Raw genomic sequence first — 21016 nt, 5'->3', positions numbered from 1 at the left:
AGGAGAGTCGCTGAAAGATCTCTGAAATCCATCGCCCGGGTACGCCGGTGCAGCCCCGCCGGCCGTGACCGCGCCGTGCAGATCCACGGTGTGCGCCCGCATACTCTGCCCGGCAGATCCGCTGCAACCGCCGGAGACCTCACGAGCGAAGTAGTCGGTGACAGCACTGGTGATCGGGAAGGAGGTCGATGAACTCCGACAACGAGCTCGCCGAGCGGTTACGCGCCGGCGACGAGACAGCCTTGCGTGAGGTGTATGACCGGCACGGCGCGGCCGTCCTGCATCTGGCGCAACGCCTGCTGGGCAACCGGGCCGACGCCGAGGACGTCACCCAGGTGACGTTTGTGGCCGCGTGGACCGGGCGGGACGGGTTCGATCCACAGCGGGGCACGATCCTGGGCTGGTTGCTCGGCATCGCCCGGCGCAAGACGGTGGACCGGATCCGGGCGGCCACCCGTGACCAGCGGACGACCGAGTCCGTGCAGGTCCAGGCGCCGGCACCGGTGGTCGAGGAGTCACCGGACCGTGTCGTGGACCGTCTGGTGGTCGCCGACGAGATGAAACGGCTGCCCGAGGAGCAACGGCGCACACTGGAACTGGCGTTCTTCGACGATCTCAGCCATCCCCAGATAGCGGCGGTCACCGGGCTGCCGCTCGGCACGGTCAAGAGTCATATCCGGCGTGGGATGGCGAACCTGCGACGTCGTTGGGAGGTGGACGGTGCAACAACATTTGGATCCCGATCGACTGGTCCTTCTCGCGCTCTCTGAGGAAGTCGAGGAGCCGACCGAAATCGATCACCTGGAACACTGCGCCGGCTGCCGGCACGAGATCCAGGCGCTGCGGGACGTCGCCGAGATCGGCGCGGAGACCGGTGCGATACGTGACCTGCCCGCTCCCCCGGAGCACGTGTGGCAGGCCATCCGAGCCGATGTCGCGGCCACCCGGGCGCCGGTCACCGGCCTCACCCGGCACCGGGTGCGGCGGGCACGTCCGCGCTGGCTCGCCCCGGTTCTCGCCGCGGCCGCGGCAGCCGTGATCGCGGCGGCGGGCACCGTGGGATTCGACCGATTCGCCGACCGGGCGCCGGTGCTGGCCCGGGCCACCCTCGCACCGTTGGAGACGGTTCCACCCAATGCCGGAGGTGCCGTGCAGGTGTTCTCCGACGGGCGACTGCGCATCGACGTACAAAATCTGCCGTTGACCTCCGGTTTTCATGAGGTGTGGCTGTTGGATCCGGACACGCCGGGCAAGATGGTGGCGGTCGGGAATCTGCCCGGCCGGGCGGAGGCGGTGCTGACCGTGCCGGCGGGCACCGATCTGAACCGGTACCGGCTGGTCGACATCAGCGACGAACCCCACGACGGCGACGCCACCCATTCGGGCAAGAGCCTGCTCCGCGGAACTCTCACGAAATAGCCGCATCCATCGACGCGGGCCCGAGCGAAGTACGGGTGGTGGCCGTCGGAGCCACCACCCGCACCGATCGGAAAGAGACTCGAAGATGAGGTTCACCCGTCTCGGCAAGCAGGCAGCCGCTGTCGCCATGGCCGCGATCGTCGCCTCCGCACTGGGCGCCGCTCCCGCACAGGCCACCGGCAGCAAGCCGCTCAAGACCAGGTCCCTGGCCGCGGTCCTGACCGCGGACAAGAGCGGCTTCGACCACAACGGTCACGACTACGACATCCTCGCCGCCGCGGTGCAGGCCGTGCTGAAGGCCAAACCCGGCAGCAAGGTCGCCGTGCTCGCCGACGGCAAGGTCAAGCTCACCGCGTTCCTGCCCAACGACCGGGCCTTCCAGCTCCTCGTCAAGGACATCACCAAGTCCAGGAAGCTCCCGGGCGAGAAGAAAACGTTCACCGCCGTCGCCGGCCTCGGCATCAACACCGTCGAGTCGGTCCTGCTCTACCACGTCGTCCCGGGCGCGACGATCACCAAGAAGGCCACGCTCAAGTCCGACAACGCCAAGCTGGCCACCGCGGCCGGCGCGAAGATCAAGGTCAATGTGTACGGTCCGCGCTCACACAAGCGCATCTCGCTGATCGACGCCGATCGCTCCGACCGCAACCCGCGCATCAACCGCTTCGACATCAACAAGGGCAACCGCCAGATCGCCCACGGCATCGACCGCGTCCTGCGCCCGGTCAACCTCCCCTGACCCTCCCCGCGCCGAGGCCGGGCGTGACCTGCGGGTCACGCCCGGCCTCGGTGTTCATCCCCCGGCACAAGACTTCCCAGCGTGCCGGCGTCGTTCATATCGCGAATCGGCTTGTTTCCGACGCTCCTGCTCAACGGTGTGGCACTGTTGTACATGCTGGCGCCGATGGACAACCGGCGCCGGGTGCGGTACCACTCCGATGTGGGCTTGGCATGGTTCCTTCTCGTCGTGGGAGCTGCACTCGGTGCCGTATTGGCCATCTGGGTGCTGCCGGGCCGTAGGCCCAAGTATTTGTTGACTTTCATTGTGTTCGCCGCGTCAGCAGCGCTCTTCTTATTCGCCTTCGACAGTGTCCTGTGGTCCTGCGTGGCCCTTGGCCTGGCCGCGTTCACGGTCGCGGCAAAGGTCGAAGCGCGGAAGTCAAGCCGGCCGTCCGCCAGAGAGAAGTGAGCGGACCGGTCGACAGACTCTGCCCTGCCGCATCCACTGAAGTAGTCGCATGAGCACTGCACGAGGAGTATGTGTGAAGGCCAACGAGACGACGATTCGGAACCTTCTTCAGGGTGAGAGGCAGTATGTCGTCCCGCTCTACCAGCGGCGCTACAGCTGGAAGCGCCGGGATCTGGTGCAGTTGTGGTCTGATCTCCTGCGGGTGGTCGAGGCGGGTGGCACGCACTCCCACTTTCTCGGCTCCGTGGTGCTGGCTCCGTCACCCACGAACACCCCAGCCGGTGTGCAGAGCTGGCTTGTCGTCGATGGACAGCAGCGGCTGACGACATTGGGCATTTTGCTCTGCGCCATCCGTGATCATGTCAGGGACACCGATCCGCAACTCGCTGCCAAGATCGACGATCTCTACTTGTTCAACAAATACGCCTCCGGCGCCGACCGCTACACCTTGCTGCCCACCAAGGCAGACCGGGCGGCCTGGATCGCGTTGATCGAACGTGCGCCTGATGCCGGTGGGGAGGACCGCATCGGGGAGGCGTACCGCTATTTCCGAGCGGCGCTCCTGCAGACGGACGATCCTGCCGACGATTACGACGTCGTTCGGATAGAACAGGCTGTCGCCGGGCAGTTGAGCATCGTCGAGATAGCGGCACACGCCGATGACAACGTGCACCGCATCTTCGAGTCCCTCAACTACACCGGTCAACCACTCACCCAGGCCGACCTGCTCCGCAACTACCTTTTCATGCGCCTGCCGAACCGTGGTGACGATGTCTACGAACGGCAATGGCTACCGCTGCAGGAACTATTGACCGACAGACAACTCGAACAACTCGTCTGGCTCGACCTCGTGCTGCGCGGTGACGACCGGGCCACCCAGGAGTCGATCTATCAAGCCCAGCAGGACCGGCTCCGTCACCTACCGGACGAGGCCACGATCGAGCAGTGGATCGTGGAGCTGCATCACAAGGCGCGACTGTTCCGCAAGATCCTCGACCCGCAGCACGAGGCGGACCCCAAGCTGCGCCAGGCGCTCGATCGGCTCGACCGCTGGGGTGTCGCCGTCGTTCATCCCGTCGCCCTGCACGTCCTTATCGCTCACCACGCCGGCCAGCTCACCGCCGGTGAGGCCGCGGCCGCTCTACGCGTCGTCGAGAGCTATCTCGTCCGGCGCACCCTCGTCGGTCTATCCAGCTCGAACAACAACCGGCTGATGATGTCGCTGGTCAAGGACCTCGGCGAACAGGTCCCATCGGCCAAAGCCATCGTCCGTGCCCTGTCCGGGCCGAGAAAGCGCTTCCCCACGGACCAGCATGTGCGTGACGCCGTGCTGGCCAATAGTTTCTATTGGCTCGGCCGCGGACCCCAACGCGCCTACGTCCTGCGCTGCATCGAGGAGGACCACCGCCACGGCGAACCTCTCGATTTCGACAAGGCCAAGGTCACCATCGAGCATGTCCTCCCCCAGTCCCTGACCGACGAGTGGAAAGAGATGCTCCTCGCTGAGCTGCGGGACGGTGAGACCATCGAGGAACTGCACAGCTCGCTCGTTCACACCCTCGGCAACCTGAGCCTGACCGCCTACAACTCCAAGCTGTCCAACGACGGCTTCGCCGCGAAGAAGCAGATCCTGGCCGACAGCGGGCTCGCCATGAACCGGGACCTTGCCCGCGCCGAACGCTGGGGCCGGTCCGAGATCCACGCCCGGGGGCGGGAACTCGCTGAACGCATCACCAAGATCTGGCCCGGCCCTGATGAGAGCGTCGGCACCACACCGCCGTCCCCGCGTTGGTCGCTCATGAACCGGATCCTCGCGAGCATCCCGGCCGGCAGGTGGACCAGTTACTCCGACATCGCAGAGGTCATGGGTTCACATCAGGTCGCCGTCGGCGCCCGTCTTGCGGCGGTTCCCACGCCGAATGCGCACCGGGTGCTCAAACTGCACGGCGCCATCTCACCCGAATTTCGTTGGCCGGATCCGGAACGCCAGGACGACCCCAAGGCTCTCCTCGAGGCCGAAGGCGTCCGGTTCGACCAATGGAACCGGGCTGCGGCCGATCGACGAATGACCGCCAACGAACTCGCTGAGGCTGTAGGTCTCGACACCGACGACCCCAGCTCAGCGGTAGACGACGCCACCTGAAACGGCGCCAGCGGCTGCGCCAGTTATCGGATGTCGAGGTCATACCGCGACGATCGCGGCCTCACCCGGCCCCAGCCAGCCCTCCGGAGATCCAGGGCTGGCGGTGCCTGGCACCGGCAGGGACAGCCTGGCCTCGGGTGATCGCCGGTCAGAGGTCGTCGAGTTGGATCAGGCCGTCCTGCAGCGCGCGGGCGACCAGGGCCGCCTTGGTCGAGGCGGGGCGGCCGGCCCGGGCGTACCGGACCCGGACCCGGTCGATGTAGCCCTCCACGGTGCGCGGTGAGAGGTTGCAGCGGGCCGCCACCAGCTGTTTGGACTCGCACTGGAACCAGGCCAGCAGCACCTCCTGCTCGCGGCTGGTCAGCCGGGGGCGGTCGGCGGCCTGATCCGCTGACATGGCGCCGGCCAGCGACGGCGGCACGTACGGCAGGTCCTGTGCGGCGGCCCGCACGGCCGCCACCAGATGGTTCTCGCCCTCGGCCTTGGTCAGGTAGGTAGCGCAGCCGGCTTCCAGGCACCGCAACGCGGTCTCCCGGTCCTCACGCATGGTGTAGACGACCACTCGCCGGCCGGCGGCGACCAGCTCGGTCAGCGCGTTCCACTCCACCGTGTGCTGCTGGGAGAGTTGCAGGTCGAGGACGACGACATCGGCCAGCAGCCCCTCCGGGCCCCAGGCGATGCGGGGATCCTTGCCCGCGGCCGTCACCGTGATACCGGCGCCCTGCAGCCAGGACCGGGCTCCGGCGACCACCACCGGGTGATCGTCGATGAGCACGACGGACGGGTTCAGACGGGACATGTCAGCTCCACCCATAGGGTTTCGTCGATAGCGGTGGTGCGGATCGTCAGTGGCTGCGGAACGTCGCCGAGGGTGAGATCCGGGTCGAGGTCCTCGATCCGGGCCACGACGCTCAGGCACACCTGGCCGGTGCCCGGTACCGCGGTCAGGCGCAGGTGCCGAACGGAGTGGCGGGCGCACTCCCGCACCACGTCGCAGGCTGCCCGGCGCAGTTCGGCCGGCAGGGCGCCGGTGTGCACGGCAACCTCCACCCAGGTACCCGCGGCCTGCAGGCCGTCCAGGCGGGCCGACAGATCGGCGCCGAGCGGGTCGTCGTCGGCCTGGTACCACTCGTTCAGCAGCCGGCGCACCTGTGCGGCCGCGACCGGGCTGCGCTGGCGCAGGGTGTCGTCCGGTCCGTCGCCGGACACCGGGTCGGCGAGGCGGGCGAGGACGGGCTCGACGGCGGCGGCGACCGTCCGGGACCGGCGCATCCGGTCGTCGTGCAGCGCGTCGGCCACGATCCGCGCCGTGCGGATGGCCTCCTGCGCCAGGTGCCGTTCCCGGGCTTCCTCGGCGGACCGTTCGAGGGTCAGGGCCGCCAGGGCTACCGGCACCTGCAGGCCGAGGATGCCGAGGGCACGGGCGGTCATCGCGACGGCCTCCGCCGGGCCGGTGGCGCCGGCGACTCCCAGCGCGACCAGCACCGGTCCGGCCAGCACCAGCACCGCCGGCCAGAACCGGGCGCCGGAGAGGACCGTCAGCAGCAGCCAGCCGTTCACCCCGACCGCCCAGTTCGCGGAGGTGTGCTGCAGACCGGTCGGCACGGTCACGGTGACCGCGACGGTGGCGCCGAACGTCACCGTGCCGAGGACGATCGCTGGCACACGCCGGAATCGGCCGGGCGGTGGCCGCAGGCTCAGCAGCGCGGCCGCTCCGAGCCAGGCGACGACGCTGGCCAGGTAGGCAGCGCGACGGATGACGATTTCGCCGGAACCGAAATCGTCGAGCGCCTCGGTCCGATAGAGAACGATGAGCAGCACCCCGCTCATCACCCAGGTCCCCCATCGCATCGCCCCGCTGATGTCGGTCATCGGGCGGGCCAGCGCAGCTCGACCCGGGTTCCGCGGCCCGGCTCGCTGACCACCCGGGCGCTGCCTCCGGCTCGGCGCATCCGGGCATGGACGGACAACCGCAGGCCGAGGTGTACGCCGTCGGGAAGGTCGTCCGGGCGGAAGCCGCAGCCGTCGTCGACGACATCCACTTCCACCGCGCCGGGTTCGGGTTGCCGGATCCGCAGTTCCGCCCGGCCGACGGCGGCGTGCCGTTCGACGTTGCGCAACGCCTCGTCCCGCGCGGCAAGAAGGGCGCGGATGGCGTACGGGGGAAGGCTGCCGTCGCCGGTGACCGGCCCCTGCCCGACGGTGAGGTCGAGGGTGCTGTCGGCCGGTGCCGTGGCCAGGTCGGCGAAGGTGACGGCCCGGGCCGGGAAGTCGAGCAGCGACAGGTCGGCTCGCGCCCGCAGGCGCAGCTCCGGACCGCCGGAGTCGTGTGCCGACGCTGCCGTGAGGGTGGCGGCCACGGTGTCGTGCAGCACCCCCAGATGTTCTTCGACATCGGCGCGCCGGGCGGCGGCGAGTTCTTCCTCGCGCCGGGCGGCGGCCGTGGCGGCGGCGAGCGCGTCGACCCGCCGGGCGCCGCGGGTGATCAGCACGACGAGGCAGCGGGTCAGGCCGGCCTGCCAGAGGAACATCAGCGCATGGGCGGTGTGCAGGCCCCAGTCGTCGGGGCCCAGCGTCGATCCCCACCACACCGCGGCAGTGGTGAGCAGCGCGTAGACGGCACCGTCGCGCGGGCGGGTGTAGAACTGCGCGGCGGCTACACACATGGAGGCCACCGGCTTCGTCCAGTCGTCGAAGGCCAGATATCCGGGTGCCGGATTCCACCACGGCAGCAGGACGCAGAGAGCGGCCAGCGGAAGCGCCTCCAGGATCACCGTCCAGCGATGCCACCGCCGGGCCAGGAAGGAAACCGCTTGCCAGGTCAGCACGCCTGCCACGATCGCAAGAGTGTGCGTGGTGGCGCCGCCGAGCGGTAACAGGACCGTGCAGGCCACGACGACGAGCACACGGGTGACCATGGAGATCCGGGCTGCCGCGGCCCGAACCGACGTCTCGACCGGCCCGGAAGCGTTGTCGATCGACACTGGCCGGCGTCTCCTTCCCGTCACTGGACAATGTAATCGATCGATGTTTATGCCCGCCCGGTGAGGGGTGTTCACCCCTCACCGGGCGGGGTCGCCCGCCGGTAACGTCTGAACCGGGCCGGGCCACTCGTTCCGAGCCGGGCCCGCGCCACAACGCATCGGGGGTGTGCCAGGACGGCGAGTAGCCGTCCTGGCACAGGCGCGCCGTTGTCGACGGTGGCCGCGGCTATAACCGGCGCCGACCGATGCGAACTGGTACCCGGGGCTCGCGCGCGTAACGGTGACGGTCCCGTCGAAACCTCGTTGTTCGTATGGTCGGTCGGGTTGTGTATTGGTCCTGGTAGGTGGTGGGGGCATGAGGACCCTGCATAGCGGTCCCTGAGGACCCTGCGTAACGATTTTCGCGGTCCCTGAGGACCTTGCGCCGATCGGTGCTTGCGGGGTCCTGCGGACCGTGCGTCGCGGTCCCTGAGGACCCTGCGGTCATCTCCATTCACCTTCCTCGCGGTAGGGAAGTTCGGCCAGCCGCAGCCGGGCCCCGGAATGCCCGTGGAGCCACCACACCGGGTCGGCGGGCGACTTCCCTCCGGCGCTGGCGGTGGCGATCAGACCCGGCTGCGGTACGTCGGTCAGAAGCAGTTGGAAGTGGTGTTCGCGGCGGGCCGACGGCAGCCAGAACAGCACCGGCCACCACCAGCGGGTCAGTTCAGCGAGGCGGGTGTAGTTGGTGACCTTCGTGGTCAGGACGGACAGGGTTTCGGTGCCGAGGTCGGTCTCCAGCAGGAACGGGACCTGCCGGTCGTGTTCGGCCCAGATGCCGTGTCCGTCGGGGCGGGGCATCGTGGGCAGCAGCATGAGGCTGGGGTTGTCACCCGTACGCAGGAAGGCTCCTCTGTGTTGGAAGGTGGCGGCTGGCCGCCATGTGACGAGGCGGCTGCCGGGGTGGGTGCGTTCGAGGGCGGCCAGGTCGACGAAGAACTGGTTGGTGGCCAGCAGGTGCGGCAGATTGGCCCGCGACGTCAGGTGTTGCCGCCGTTGCCGGGCCTGGTCGCGGCGGGGTAGCGGGTCGCCGCGCTGGGCGGCGACGACTTCGGTGCCGAGCTGGTTGAGCAGGTAGTGGTAGGGGTAGGCGCCGCCTTCCCAGCGCTGGGGACGGAATCGGGTGACGACGCCGAGGTTGACGAGTCTCAGCAGGCGTCGCTGGCAGAACGTGAGCGAGCCGAACAGGGCGGCATCGATCTGCGGGGTGGTCAGGACGCCATGGTCGTAGAGCCAGCCGAGTAGTCGCATGTCGCGGTGGGTCAGGACGGCCTGCGCTTTCAGCAGGCGCTGTTCATTGCTGTTGTTGATGGTTCTCACCTCCCTCGGGGTAACCCCTCCAGGGGTTAGTCGGAGTACACGCTGATCGTGTGGAAACGCATTCTGAGCTGCACTGACAGGTCCATGAGGGGGTCGGTCCGGGGGTCGGTGTCATAGCCGACCCCCGGACCGACCCCGGAACGAACACCCGTGCCGACTCCCTCACGTCATCGGCGCTCCTCGCGGAGCACCTTGAGCAGCGCCGACACCCTTCCGTTCGACACGGCGTGGCCCTGGGTTCGCAGGGTCTCCGCCAGGGCGGTCCGGGACAGCGGACGGCCGTCCCGGACCAGCTGGTCGGCGGCTTCCCGGGCGATCGGCAGGAACTCGGCCACCTGCTCGTCCAGCCGTCCCGGACGGTCCGGGACGGTTCTCTTGCCGTCCGGGACGGTCCCGGTCCGGCCGAGGGCGATCTTCACCATGGCCAGGAACCCGGCCGCCGGAAGTGCCGCCGCGATCCATCCGATGACGGATGCCTCGGCTTCCACCACCTGTGCTCCCAGCGACAGCACCACGGCGACCACCAGGACCACGGCCGGGAACGTCAGATGCGCCCCGACTCGTTTGCGGCGCCGTAGTTCCAGACCGCCGGCCACCGACATCAGTTCCAGGACCACGGCGTTCGCCCAGGCCAGCCAGCCCGGCTGACCGTGAGCAGCGGCGACGTCGTGCACATGGGTGAACGACGCGGCCGCGGCGGCCGCCCCGATCGCCAGCATGATGACGATCTGGACGATGCCTTCCACGCGGGTGGCCTTCATCGGCGCCTCCAGCGGCACCGCCGGCGACGAGGCTCGCAGGTGCGGTGACCGGTCCTGTCAGGTTCTGTCAGGTGGCGGCGGATCACGATCAGCCGGTGGTGACAGAACCCCGGGGTATCCTTCCGGGCCCAGCAATCACAATCGTCGATACGCATGGCAATCTCCTCGGTAGGAGCCTTCGGTCCTGACAGGACCTGACACCCGTCCGGGGTGTCGGCGGCTCGCTACATGGAGAAGGGGACTGCTCTGCTCGGATCTGGACACGGCGGGGAGAACTTTCTCGAGAAAGCCGTTCCGTTCAGCCTTCCCGGGGCCGGCGCCGGGCCGCTGTTCGACTGGTTCCTCGACCGGTTCGCCCAGCTCACCTGGAACATTCCCGCCGAAGCGTTCGGCCCGGGTCTGCCGCCGCGGGAGATGCGCCCGCGTGGCCTGGAGCGGTTTCTGCTGGAGGACGCCGACTATCCGCAACGTGATCGGATCTGGGCGGCTGTCATCGCCGGATCCCGCCGGCCCGGCGCTGACGAGGCGTACCGCATCCTGGCTCTGGGTCTGGCCACCCGAGGCCTACGCGGTTTCCGGGACCGCCTGGCGATCCGCGACCGCAGCGACCTGGCCGACATCGATCACGACCTGGTGGCCGGTTTCCTACGCCGGTTGGCGACCATCGACACCGGCACCACGAACCTCGGCATGAAACTGATCGACAGCGGCATCACCCACGCCAAGGTCCGGCTCCGCCAGTCCCGCCTCCGCCCGCCGACGATCAACAGCGTTTCTTTGCCGTACGACGACCCGTACGCCCTGCTCGTAGGCCTGGCGGCGGAGTCAGCTCTGGCTCCGCTGGACGTTCAGCTGTTGAGCTTGACGGCCGTCGACGGGCTCAGCATCAAGGACGCGGCCAAGCATCTCGGGATCGGTGAGCAGGCCGCTTACAAACGACGCCAGCGAGCCGAGGCCCGCATCCGCCGCCACCTCACCGGTCGCGGTGCCAGGGCATAGGCGGCACGGGCGGCAGTGTCGACCCGGAGAACGGCTGGCCACCTTGGCCCACTGCGATCAGTTCGGAGACCAGCGCCGACAGTTCGGCCTGACAGCCCGGATCCCGGTCGAGGCGCAACACTCCCCGAATCCGGTCCGACACGACCAGAACCGGGCCACCGGAACGCGCCGCCAGGCTGAAGTCCGCCCCATGCACCAGCAGAACCGTCCCGGCGGCACCCCGCTGCACCGACACTCCAGCAGGCGACGGCCCCGAACGCGCGATGTCCCACAAGACGACGACAAGGTCCGCCAGTTCGACTTCGTCCTCGATGAACATCACATAGGAGCCGGTGGCACCACGGGAACGCTGGGACCACACCGAGGCGGGCATGTCCCGCAACTCCGCGGCGAGTGTCGATGTCAGCACTTCACGGGTGTTCGAGGACAGGATTACACTCCCGACCGGCCTGTCCCCGGCCTGGTTGGCCTTCGCGTTCACATCGCCCAGCGTGCCACCTTCCGCCTCTCGCCGACAGTCCGGCACAGGCCTGACGATCACCGGCCGTTCCGATCCGGGGAGGCGTCTGGCTGGTCATGCTGGTCCAATCGGCGTCCGGGGTCCGGGCCATGTGTTATCGACAAGCCGTGGACATCGCGAGCCTGGACAACTGATCCCTCGATCCTGTCGGCGTGGACGCTATTGGACACTGCGTCGTCTCGGAGGTCGCCGGAGCCGGTGATCGAGGGTGCTGCGCCGGGATCCGAGTCTTGCGTGTCCCTTGCCGCACGCCGGGTCAGCATCGCGCTGTAGAAGGCGAGTGCCAGTCCTGCCACATTGAGGAAGATGCCGAGCACGCTGGCCCACTTGTCGGATGCATCGAGCCCCGATCGGAGGAAGAGGACTCCCAGAGCGGTGATCGCCAAGCCCGCAGCGATGCCAGCGATCCAGCCGACAAGCTTGACTCGACGTCTGGTCATCAGTTGCGCCCGTGGATCGAGATGCCTCCGGAGACGTCACGGACTTGAACGACCGAGCCGCTGACGTTTCCTACCACCGAGTTGGTGATGCCGGATCGGTCGCTGGCCGGTGCCTGCACTCGTAACCATCGTGCATGGATCTCCCTGCCGAGGTCATGGTCGACACGAACCTGCTCGTCGAGAATCTCGGCAAGATGCCCCGCCGACTCTACGGATCGGCTTCGTATGGCGTCGTCGATGGCTGCAGAGCCCGCCGGGTGGGTCCTGAGCCGTTCCTTCAGGAAGTCGATCAGAGCGGAGGCGGCACCACGTTCTCGTGTCGCGGCCTCGCTCTCTGCGCGAGCGAGGATGGCCGTCACCATGGTCGAGGAGATGGGTCTCGTCATGCTGGACCTCCAATGACGCATAGGGGTGAGCGAACTCGCGCTGCTGTCCCCCGGCAATACGCGATGTTACCTTCGGTGCGCACGTAACTACCCGACTCGGGAGGCCGAAATGGACGGCGAGCGTTGGCAGGCAGATCCGTCGGCACAACTGACCCGGCGGTGGGGTAAGTCCTCCCATGAGCTGGGCAACACCTCCGGCGACGGGAGTTGTCCGGACGTCTGGGAGCTCAGCAACGGTGACGTGGCGGTGATCGGCCAGGATCTGACCGACTCCTATCGCGGTCGGCTTCCCGACGGTGTGTCGGTCGACCCCGGCGAGCGCCTTATCATCGTGCCCCGGTCAACAATGATCGCGGCAAGGGTGGACATTCCTGATGCATGATCTCTTCGACGGTCAGCCCGGTGAGTTGCTCGACCTCGACGACTACTGGGCTGACTTCGAGAAACAGTTCTGGAAGACGCGGCAGCCGGGCTTCTGGAAACTGGAGCGTCAACAGAGCTTCAAGGAACCGAACGACGACGGCTGGACGGCCTTCGCTCAGGGTCGATGGGACGACGCGATGCGGGTCCTCGAGGGCCGTCGCAGCGAATTCTCCGACTACTACCGGCGCGTGGCTGACAACGGATTCACCACGCGGCGAGTCCGTATCGTCGAGGAACCGCTGACCCCGTACTTGCAGTGGGAATTGCACGTATTGAACCTGCGGCACGAGTACGGTGGCCTCACCAGGGTCGTTGCCCCACAGGCCGTCCGATCGGCGGAGGTCAGCGGCATACTGCCGGAGCTCTACACCCTTGGCACCGAGGTCATGTACGAGGCGGTCTATGACGCCGACGGCGTGCTTGAGGCGGCACGGCGCTGGCAGGACCCCGCTCTGATCAGCCGGTGCCAGGCGTTCATCGCCACGCTGTACGACGACGGTGAGCCGCTTGACGCGTACTTCGCTCGTGCGGTCTCGCCCTTGGAGCCTCCCGCGGGAGGATGAGTGGCCGACGTCCAGGCAGAAGAGCCTGATCACGGGCCTGAACACGTCAATCGATCGCGTCTGTCCGGGCCGGCCGACCTGGTGCAGGCTCGTGATGTCTACGGCGGTGTTCACTTCCACCAGGATCAGCAGTCCGGTGATCCCCGGCCACGCCAGTTGCCCGGCGCCGTTCACGGCTTTGTCAATCGGGCTTCGGAACTCCGCCGGCTCAGTCAACCGCTCGGTGAGGAATCCGGAGTTCTCTGGGTCCTCACCGGCACGGCAGGTGTCGGCAAGACGAGCCTCGCCCTGCGGTGGGCGCACAGCGTGCGGCAGGATTTCCCGCACGGGCAGCTGTACGCCAATCTGCGCGGCTACGACCCAGGGCAACCCGCTGACCCGGGATCGGTGCTGGATCGGTTCCTGCGGGCGCTCGGAACACCGGGTACAGCCATTCCGGCCGACCTCGATGATCGAGCAGCCCTCTATCGGTCCTTGCTGGCTGATCGCCGCGTACTGATCGTTCTGGACAACGCTTCGACGGCTCGCCAGATCCGGCCCCTGCTGCCCGGGACCAGCAGCTGCCTCGTGGTGGTGACCAGCCGTAGCTTGCTCTCCGGCCTGATCACCCGCGACGGCGGCCGTCGGCTCACCGTGCGGATCCTGGATCAGGCAGACGCCGTCAACCTGCTGCAAACCGTCACCGCCGACTATCGAGCTGGCGATGATCCCGACGAGTTCACGGAGCTGGCACGGCTGTGTGCCTGCCTGCCGTTGGCATTGCGTATCGCTGCGGAACGCGCCGCGAGCCGGCCTTTCATGACCTTGGCAGAACTCGCCCAGGACCTTCGTGACGAATCGGCCCTCTGGGAAGCTCTCACCGCCGAGGACGGCGAAGAGGCGGACGCCGTCCGAACCGTATTCGCCTGGTCGTACCGCGCCCTCAGCGAACCCGTCGCACGGATGTTCCGGCTGCTCGGGCTGCATCCCGGGGCGGAATTCAGTACCCCGGCCGCTGCGGCGCTCGCCGGCGTCTCGACGAATCAGGTACGCCATCTGCTCGACGGGCTCGTCAACTCCCACCTCGTCGAACAGGTAGGGACCGGCCGATACCGGCTGCATGACCTGCTGCGCGCCTATGCGATCGAGGAACAACGCAAATTCGCGAACACCGAGGATCAAACCGACGGGGTACGCCGGATTCTCGCCTGGTACCTGCACTCCGCTGACGCAGCGGTCGCGGTGACTCTGCAGTTCAACCGAACCATGCCGCTCGACCCACCCCACGACGTAATACCGATGACCTTCACCTCCAACAGCGAGGCCACCGCCTGGCTCGACGCCGAACGCGACAACCTCGTAGCCGCCACCAAAGCCGCCGCAGAGCACGGAAGGCCGCATACGGCTTGGCAGTTGGCCGCGGTGCTGCGCAGTGTCTTCATGCACAACAACGCCTTCGAGGAATGGTTGTCGACCGCGCCGCTCGGTCTCGACGCCGCTCGGGCGATCGGTGATCGGCAAGGAGAGGCGGAAGCCCTCGAGAGCCTCGGCAAAGCCCACTTCCAGGCACGCAGGCTGACCGAAGCCGCCCGATTCCACGAAGCAGCACTCGCCATCCGAACCGACATCGGCGACGACCACGGCACAGCGGTGTCGATCAACGCCCTGGGACTGCTCGGCCTGCGGCACCGCCGTCTCGACGAGGCCCGAGCCCATTTCGAGAGAAGCCTGGCCATCTTCGAACGACTCGGCAATCGCCGATGGCAAGCGCTTCTGCTCAGCAACATCGCCGAAGCCGCCTACGAGACGGGCGACCTCACCAACGCAATCTCCTTGCTGACCGACGCGATCGACGTCCAACGCGACATCGGCGACGAAGGCCAGGAGGGTAACTCGCTGTTCTTCCTCAGCATGAGCCTGCGGGAACTGGAACGCATCGATGAGGCGCGGCTTGCCATCGAACGCGCTCTCGGCATCGCCGACAAACATGCCAATCAGGTTTGGACAGCCCACTGGCTCGTCGAATGCGCGCGGGTCGAACGTGCCTCCGGCGAACCGGCAACGGCGCTCGAAGCCGCGCACCGGGCCGCCACGATCCAACGAACCATCGGTGACCAGAGCCGTGAGGCGATGGCACTCGACGAAGCCGGGGAGGCGTACCGAGCACTCGGCCAGCCAAAGGAGGCCAGCGCCTTTCACCGGCGGGCGACCGCCGCCCACCGGCGCATGCAGGACAAGTGGCAACTGGCGATCTCGCTGCACCACCTGGCTCTCGATCTCACCGACGAAAGCCGCCACGAGGAGGCACACCGGCACTGGCACGAGGCACACTCCCTTCTGGCCACCTTCCCGGATGCCCGGTCGGTCCGCATGCGTGAGCAAATCTTTGGCCTCATGGAACGGCGGTGACTACGGCGACCAGAGCAGGCCGTCCCGTTGGTAGGAGGGCCGCGCCCAGCCGAGGAAACGTTCGTAGAGGTCGGATCCACCGTCGATGTTGTGCTGATGGAAGTCGTCGATCGCCGCGGCGAACAGCCCCGACATGAACACCAGGAGCGCCAGACGGTCGAAGGCATATTCCTCGAGGAGACTGGCCCTCCGTTCCGGGCACGGCCAGAGGCTTCCGCAGTCTTCGCAGGTCCAGCTCGGGCGAACGGCCCGGTGCTCCCCCGAGCTGGGCGGGCTATCCATGATCTCGCCGGTCGGCTTCGGGCGTTGTCGGTCCTGTGCGTCGGCCGCCTCGATAGGCACAGACCTGGTCGTGCCCGCGGTCGTCGATGTCGTTCAGCGTGCTGTTCCGCGGGTGCAGCAGGACGTTGAGCGCTGATCCGCGAACCGTCGGCGTCGTTCCGGTCTCCAGTGTTATCCACAGCGCTGCCGCGTCGTCATGGCGTCCGCACCAGCCCAGCAGCCGCAGGCACAAGATCTGGGCTGCTACGGCACTGGAATGTTCACTGTCGTCGCGGGTCTGGAGTAGCACGGTGACCGCGTCGTCGCATCGGCCCAGGCGGTGCAGGCAGAGGCCCCAGTGCAGTCGGGCTTCATCGGCTCGCGCCCACTGGTATCGCTGCTCTGCGTCGTGTGTCGCGTTCTCCCAGGCGACCGCCGCTCTGTGGACGTCGGCCTGTTCCAGTTCGGCCTCGACGGTGAAAGCCTGCTCCGACGCGCTGGTCACGGTCACGTCAACCTGCCAGCAGACCGGAAGCACCGACGCGGACAGCACCGACCAGCTCGGGCCGGGTCGCGCCCGGCTGACGCGCCGGCAACCGCAGGGTCCGGGAAAAAATCACCACGGCGTTCTCCCGCCGCCAGCACGGCCCATACGAGCCGCAGGCAAGGCACCTCCCCGTCGCACTCGACGTCACATGCTCGTCGAGGATCGCTTGAGCATCCTTCAGCTGCGTTTCCGCTGAGTTCGCGTAGTAGATGGTCGTCGTCATCGCAACCTTCCCCATCGAATCGGCGCGTCCCTCACAGCCCTCACGCTGCATGTTCGGGCGCGATGCACCGGAGGTCAGCCGCCACTGACATTCGGAGCGCACATGTGCGAGTTTGCTCGTTGTTATCTCGGAGCACAACAGGGATCGATGAATCCGCCCGAAATGTCTCGGTATTGAATCCAAAAGAGGGCCGGCCCTTTCGGGTCGGCCCTCAAGATGCACGTGTCGTTCTCAGTCCAGATCGAACTCTCCGCCGTGCGCACCACCGACAAAATCGGCCCACGCATCATGGGTGAAGGTCAACACTGGGCCCTCAGGGTCCTTCGAATCCTTCACCTGCACGTGGGTCGAGTTGTGGCGGACCATCACGCAGTTGGATTGACTGCCGCTGCGCTTGCTCTTACGCCACTCAGTGAACTGCATGGTGCACCTTCCTCTACGCCCGATCCACCAGCGCACTGAGGAACTCCAGCGTCGCCTCAGGCGTCTCGGCCGCGGCCCGAAGCCGCTCATAGACCACGCTATAGCGTGCAAGATCTTCGGGATCACCCAGCCAGAGATCACTCGTCTCGGTCTCCACGAATGCCATGTCATCCTGGACCGGATCGTCGAAGCGGTAGAGAGCGAAGCTGTTCAAGGCAACGGACAGGCACTCCACCGCAGCGTCCAGGCGCAGGACCCGCACGGTGAGGTTCTCGCGCCCGGCCATGTCGATCAGATGCCGCACCTGGTTCGCCATCACTCCCGGCGACGCGGTGCGGCGACGGATGGCAGCTTCATCGAGGACGACCTCGTACTCGATGCCACTCGCGAGGATCTTCTGTCGCTCCACCCGGCCTTGGATCGCCGCCGTCAGGTCGAAGTCCTTGAACGCGTCGCGATCACTGAACCGCTGGCGGATGTAGTCAGGGTGCTGAAGCAGCCCAGGAATGAAGACCATGGCGTACTCACGGATCCCGAGGACACCGGCCTCCATCTCGGCGAAGCCCATCTGCCGATCCGGCATTCCGGCGTACGCCCGCCACCAACCGCGCGCGTTGGCCTGCCGCCCCAATGCAACCAGCCGGTCAAAGGCCGGACCGGTCACGTCGTAGATGTCGAGAAGATCCATCACTTCGCCGACGTCAGCGCGGACCTTGCCGGTTTCCAGCCGGGAGACCTTCGTATGGCTCCAGCCCATGAGGCCCCCGACATGCGTCACCGACCAACCCCGCGACTCACGGAGTTTTCGCAGCTCACTACCCAGGCGAAGGCGTTTGCTCATGGGACCTTGACCAGCCGACATGCAGGCAGAGTACCGACCCGCGCCGCAAAGACCGACTCCAATACAGACGCCAGGCGGCCGGATCAGCCGGTGGCCTGTGTAAGGCGTTCTGTGAGGAATGGACTGGGTGTGCCATGCCAGAGCACGGCAAGCTCGTCACGGGCCCGGGTGGCGGCGACGAAAAGTAGCGAACGATCGCGTTGCCGTTCCTTCTCGTATCGCTTCGGGTCACCGCTGCGGTACCGGTCGATCATTCGGCGAGGCACCAAGCCATCGGCGACGCCCGCGATAATCATCTGCTGGTATTCCAGGCCTTTGAACCGGTGCATGGTGCCAACGTGCACACCACCGGTCTGCTTCGGCCCGTCAGGACCGATCTCCACCGGCGAGAGACCAGCCGCCTCCAGATGCGCCATCACGTCAGCGGCCAATTCACGAGTCGGTACGCAGATCGCTGCGGAACCGTCGCTCGGGGTACCCCACGCGGCGATCTGCTCCGTGATCAAGTCACGTTCGGCCGCCCAGGTGGCTGCTCCGCGGAAGGCCGGCTGGGCTCCGCGTAACAGGGATCGGTAGCCGGCCAGGTCCTCTTGCCCGCCGTCGAGATCGTCGTAGACTTCGCCGCTCATGATCTCCAGTGCGGCGGCGAGAATCTGCCGAGTGGTGCGGTAGCTCAGGGTCAGGCGTGAGGACCGGCCCCGAATGTTGATGCCCAGGCTGCCCAGCGTCACCCGGTTGTCGTAGATGCGCTGATGTGTGTCACCGGTGAGGAACATGTCATCGGTTCCGGCCGGCACCATGGCGCGAAGCATGCGCCAGTGAGCGGCACTCAGGTCCTGTGCCTCGTCGACCACGACGTGCTGATAACGATGGACGGCCAGAGCTGCAGCACGTACTGCGACCTGGCGCCAGGTGATGAGGTCCTGGGCGGTGAGCCACCGGCTGAACCGTTCGGCGAGGTCCCACACCTGGTCCCGTTCAGGACGGGTGAGATTGCGTCCGCGGAACGGTCGGCGGGCCTTGAAATAGGCGGCGCGTGATACGAGCGCCTGCCCGAGGATGACCTGATCCCATTCGGCAGCCAGAAAGTCGGGATCCCAGGGGCAGTCACCAACTTCAGCGGTCAGGAATCGGCGCCACAGCTGCGGCACCTGACCGTCGTCAATCTTGCGTTTGGGAGCCCGTTCGTCACCCTCGGACAGGACTTGAGCGGCAAGTCGGTCGATGTTGACCACCTCGACTCGGGCAAGCACATCCTCGCCGCCGAGAGCTCGAAGGCGGATCCGCAGATCCGCAGCGAGATTCCGGTTGAAGGTGGTCAGCAGGATCGGCTTACCAGGTCCCGGTGGCAGCTGCTGGGCCAGGTAGGTCACTCGATGCAACGCCACGATGGTCTTGCCGGTGCCCGGTCCGCCGCCGACCCGGGCCGGGCCGCTGTAGCGGCGCTCGACCAGCCGTCGCTGTGTCGGGTGCAGGAAGATCTGCCACGCCTGAAAGGATTCGGCCAGCATAAATTTCAGGGCTTCGTCGTCGGTGGCGACCTGGCTGGCGGGTCGTCGTACCGCCGCCTCGAAGTCGTCCACATCGACGGGTTCTGCTGACCGTACAGGCGTGGTGATCTCTTCCAGCACCAGCTCGTATGTCTTGCCGTCGAAGAGCGCGAACAACACATCGACGGTTAGCTGTGGTGCCCGATCCAGCAGCGTCATCAAGCCGTCTTCGTCGGTGAGCCCGCGGATCTCCGGCAGCAGCGGCTCAGCGACGCCCAGTTCAACGAGTTGGACATCGGTGAATCCCGCGAACAACGGCACCGGTGCGGCCGGCAGGACCCGGCCGATGATGCTGTCGCCCACCGGTTGGGTGTCAATGACTTCGATGCCGCCGGTGACCCGGTTGATCTGGTACGCGTACCGACTCAGGTCTTCGTAGACAGTGCTGCGTCGGTCCACGCCGACGAGCAGGTATTCACGCTGGCCCAGGTGCAGCAGCAAGGCACGAAGGTCACGTTTGATACGAGCAGCCATCAAACGGGTGTCGCCGTGCAGAGTCTTGAGGTCCAGGCCGGGCTGATCAGGGTTGTTGCGGAACTTGTGCATGAACTCGTAGACCGCCCCGATGTCCGTTCGGGACAACTTCATGATCTCTTTCTCGGCCCGGTCGATAACTCCCAGTGTGGCCTCGCTCATGACAGGGTGCCCCCGATCGGCCTGGTTGCGGACAGCGAGGACAGCACCGCCGCGTAGAGGCGGGTCGGGTCGGCCGGAGCGTTGACAACCACCGCTTCGACGAGCGGATCGAGATCGGTAAGCATCGGCAGCAACCGCTGGTAGACGACAGTGGCACTATCCGGCCGGTCCTCCGGCTTCTTCTCCAGAAGATCAAGAACAAGCCGTTCCAACCCGGCCGGTACGTCGGCACGCAGAGACCGCAACGGCGGCGGAGCGTCCTTCACGTGGCGCTGCATCACCTTGTACGGTTCCGTTCCGGCGAACAGTCGCTCACCGGTGAGCATCTCGTGCAGGGTGCAGCCGAGCGCATACAGGTCGGTCGCAGGTTCGCTGCGGTACGCCTCGATCTGCTCGGGCGCCATGTAAGCGGGTGTTCCAGCGAATTCCCCGGTCTGGGTGATACGGGAGTATTCGGCGCGGCTGGGTTCCACCGCCAACCCGAAGTCGAGCACCTTGACCGCACCGTTCGGCTCCAGCATCACGTTGCTGGGTTTGAGATCGCGATGCACCAGCGACTCCCGGTGGGCGGCGATGAGCACAGCACACACCTGCGCAGCGATGATGGCGGACCACCCGACCGGCAGCGGCCCGTGCTCGGCGATCAGGTCGGCGATGTCGATGCCGTGCACCCGCTGCATGACCAGGAACGGGCGGCCCTCGTCGACGCCCGCGTCGTAGACGGCCGGCACACCAGGGTGCGTCAGCCGGGCCGTGATCTGCGATTCGCGCCGGAAACGGCGGCGGATAAGTGCCTCGTCGGACGACCCGCGAGGCAGCCGGATGAACTTGACGACCACCTCGCGGTCGAGCCTGGTGTCGCGGCCCGGCCAGACCTGACCCATGGTGCCACCCGGCAGCGGCAGCGACTCCAACTCGTATCGTCCGCCGTTCAGGCTGTGCCCCGGCACGAATCCACCCC

23 protein-coding genes are annotated in these 21016 nt (G+C 67.0%); 9 read left to right on the top strand and 14 right to left on the bottom strand.

Features of this window, described 5'->3' with window-relative positions; genetic code table 11:
- Positions 1 to 188: 188 nt before the first annotated feature.
- The 5 genes from Aco03nite_RS00405 (at position 189) to Aco03nite_RS00385 (ending at position 4751) form a co-directional block, all read left to right on the top strand.
- The gene (locus Aco03nite_RS00405; protein WP_203792409.1) at positions 189 to 770 is read left to right on the top strand and encodes an RNA polymerase sigma factor; all 582 of its coding nucleotides are present in this window, start codon (positions 189 to 191) and stop codon (positions 768 to 770) included.
- Positions 733 to 1419 carry an anti-sigma factor gene (locus tag Aco03nite_RS00400; protein WP_239144807.1) on the top strand — a complete coding sequence of 229 codons (687 nt, stop codon included), beginning with the start codon at positions 733 to 735 and terminating at the stop codon, positions 1417 to 1419. The genes Aco03nite_RS00405 and Aco03nite_RS00400 overlap by 38 nt, the downstream gene beginning before the upstream one ends.
- Before the next feature lie 85 nt (positions 1420 to 1504).
- Entirely contained in the window at positions 1505 to 2158 is a 654-nt protein-coding gene (locus Aco03nite_RS00395) for a fasciclin domain-containing protein (protein WP_203792407.1), read from the top strand.
- Between the two features lie 81 nt (positions 2159 to 2239).
- The gene (locus Aco03nite_RS00390) at positions 2240 to 2608 is read left to right on the top strand and encodes a hypothetical protein (RefSeq protein ID WP_203792406.1); all 369 of its coding nucleotides are present in this window, start codon (positions 2240 to 2242) and stop codon (positions 2606 to 2608) included.
- A 73-nt stretch (positions 2609 to 2681) separates the two neighbouring features.
- Positions 2682 to 4751 (top strand): GmrSD restriction endonuclease domain-containing protein, encoded by a 2070-nt coding sequence (locus Aco03nite_RS00385; RefSeq protein ID WP_203792405.1) that lies wholly within the window; start codon positions 2682 to 2684, stop codon positions 4749 to 4751.
- A gap of 148 nt (positions 4752 to 4899) precedes the next feature.
- On the opposite strand, the gene Aco03nite_RS00380 is transcribed toward Aco03nite_RS00385, so the two are convergent.
- The 5 genes from Aco03nite_RS00380 to Aco03nite_RS00360 form a co-directional block, all read right to left on the bottom strand.
- Entirely contained in the window at positions 4900 to 5550 is a 651-nt protein-coding gene (locus tag Aco03nite_RS00380; protein WP_239144806.1) for a DNA-binding response regulator, read from the bottom strand.
- The gene (locus Aco03nite_RS00375; protein WP_203792402.1) at positions 5538 to 6623 is read right to left on the bottom strand and encodes a sensor histidine kinase; all 1086 of its coding nucleotides are present in this window, start codon (positions 6621 to 6623) and stop codon (positions 5538 to 5540) included. Before Aco03nite_RS00375 ends, Aco03nite_RS00380 begins: the two co-directional genes overlap by 13 nt.
- On the bottom strand, positions 6620 to 7735 hold the full coding sequence (locus Aco03nite_RS00370; protein ID WP_203792400.1) for a sensor histidine kinase: 1116 nt from the start codon (positions 7733 to 7735) through the stop codon (positions 6620 to 6622). The genes Aco03nite_RS00375 and Aco03nite_RS00370 overlap by 4 nt, the downstream gene beginning before the upstream one ends.
- A gap of 483 nt (positions 7736 to 8218) precedes the next feature.
- Positions 8219 to 9025 carry a replication-relaxation family protein gene (locus Aco03nite_RS00365; protein ID WP_203792446.1) on the bottom strand — a complete coding sequence of 269 codons (807 nt, stop codon included), beginning with the start codon at positions 9023 to 9025 and terminating at the stop codon, positions 8219 to 8221.
- A gap of 236 nt (positions 9026 to 9261) precedes the next feature.
- On the bottom strand, positions 9262 to 9855 hold the full coding sequence (locus Aco03nite_RS00360) for a DUF2637 domain-containing protein (RefSeq protein WP_239144805.1): 594 nt from the start codon (positions 9853 to 9855) through the stop codon (positions 9262 to 9264).
- Between the two features lie 228 nt (positions 9856 to 10083).
- Here Aco03nite_RS00360 and Aco03nite_RS00355 point away from each other — a divergent pair, with 228 nt between their 5' ends.
- Positions 10084 to 10854: an RNA polymerase sigma factor gene (locus tag Aco03nite_RS00355; RefSeq protein WP_203792398.1), complete on the top strand. Its 771-nt coding sequence runs from the start codon at positions 10084 to 10086 to the stop codon at positions 10852 to 10854.
- Here the strand turns inward: Aco03nite_RS00355 and Aco03nite_RS00350 are convergent.
- Both Aco03nite_RS00350 and Aco03nite_RS00345 read right to left on the bottom strand, forming a co-directional pair.
- Positions 10829 to 11263 (bottom strand): hypothetical protein, encoded by a 435-nt coding sequence (locus Aco03nite_RS00350; RefSeq protein WP_203792396.1) that lies wholly within the window; start codon positions 11261 to 11263, stop codon positions 10829 to 10831. The two genes, Aco03nite_RS00355 and Aco03nite_RS00350, sit on opposite strands and share 26 nt — an antisense overlap.
- 550 nt (positions 11264 to 11813) lie before the next feature.
- The gene (locus Aco03nite_RS00345; protein WP_203792394.1) at positions 11814 to 12200 is read right to left on the bottom strand and encodes a hypothetical protein; all 387 of its coding nucleotides are present in this window, start codon (positions 12198 to 12200) and stop codon (positions 11814 to 11816) included.
- Positions 12201 to 12309: 109 nt separating this feature from the next.
- Here Aco03nite_RS00345 and Aco03nite_RS00340 point away from each other — a divergent pair, with 109 nt between their 5' ends.
- From Aco03nite_RS00340 to Aco03nite_RS00330, 3 genes are read left to right on the top strand one after another with little or no spacing between them, the layout of a single operon-like run.
- The gene (locus tag Aco03nite_RS00340) at positions 12310 to 12582 is read left to right on the top strand and encodes a hypothetical protein (protein WP_203792392.1); all 273 of its coding nucleotides are present in this window, start codon (positions 12310 to 12312) and stop codon (positions 12580 to 12582) included.
- Positions 12575 to 13186, top strand: a complete 612-nt coding sequence (locus tag Aco03nite_RS00335; protein ID WP_203792390.1) for a DUF6879 family protein — start codon at positions 12575 to 12577, stop codon at positions 13184 to 13186. The genes Aco03nite_RS00340 and Aco03nite_RS00335 overlap by 8 nt, the downstream gene beginning before the upstream one ends.
- Positions 13187 to 15574, top strand: a complete 2388-nt coding sequence (locus Aco03nite_RS00330; RefSeq protein WP_203792388.1) for an ATP-binding protein — start codon at positions 13187 to 13189, stop codon at positions 15572 to 15574. It begins immediately after the preceding gene.
- Here the strand turns inward: Aco03nite_RS00330 and Aco03nite_RS53945 are convergent, their stop codons facing one another.
- The 7 genes from Aco03nite_RS53945 to Aco03nite_RS00295 form a co-directional block, all read right to left on the bottom strand.
- Positions 15575 to 15709 (bottom strand): hypothetical protein, encoded by a 135-nt coding sequence (locus Aco03nite_RS53945; RefSeq protein ID WP_275415785.1) that lies wholly within the window; start codon positions 15707 to 15709, stop codon positions 15575 to 15577.
- A gap of 139 nt (positions 15710 to 15848) precedes the next feature.
- Positions 15849 to 16346: a hypothetical protein gene (locus tag Aco03nite_RS00320; protein ID WP_203792386.1), complete on the bottom strand. Its 498-nt coding sequence runs from the start codon at positions 16344 to 16346 to the stop codon at positions 15849 to 15851.
- A gap of 1 nt (position 16347) precedes the next feature.
- Positions 16348 to 16605: a hypothetical protein gene (locus Aco03nite_RS00315; RefSeq protein ID WP_203792385.1), complete on the bottom strand. Its 258-nt coding sequence runs from the start codon at positions 16603 to 16605 to the stop codon at positions 16348 to 16350.
- A 231-nt stretch (positions 16606 to 16836) separates the two neighbouring features.
- Positions 16837 to 17028, bottom strand: a complete 192-nt coding sequence (locus Aco03nite_RS00310) for a DUF397 domain-containing protein (protein WP_203792384.1) — start codon at positions 17026 to 17028, stop codon at positions 16837 to 16839.
- Positions 17029 to 17041: 13 nt separating this feature from the next.
- Positions 17042 to 17869, bottom strand: a complete 828-nt coding sequence (locus tag Aco03nite_RS00305; protein WP_203792383.1) for a helix-turn-helix domain-containing protein — start codon at positions 17867 to 17869, stop codon at positions 17042 to 17044.
- A gap of 83 nt (positions 17870 to 17952) precedes the next feature.
- The gene (locus Aco03nite_RS00300) at positions 17953 to 20055 is read right to left on the bottom strand and encodes a UvrD-helicase domain-containing protein (protein WP_203792382.1); all 2103 of its coding nucleotides are present in this window, start codon (positions 20053 to 20055) and stop codon (positions 17953 to 17955) included.
- Entirely contained in the window at positions 20052 to 21005 is a 954-nt protein-coding gene (locus tag Aco03nite_RS00295; RefSeq protein WP_203792381.1) for a serine/threonine-protein kinase, read from the bottom strand. Before Aco03nite_RS00295 ends, Aco03nite_RS00300 begins: the two co-directional genes overlap by 4 nt.
- Positions 21006 to 21016 lie beyond the last annotated feature (11 nt).

This window comes from Actinoplanes couchii (assembly GCF_016862075.1).
In the GTDB taxonomy this organism is placed as follows: domain Bacteria; phylum Actinomycetota; class Actinomycetes; order Mycobacteriales; family Micromonosporaceae; genus Actinoplanes; species Actinoplanes couchii.
This window is presented reverse-complemented; position numbering and strand designations above follow the sequence as displayed.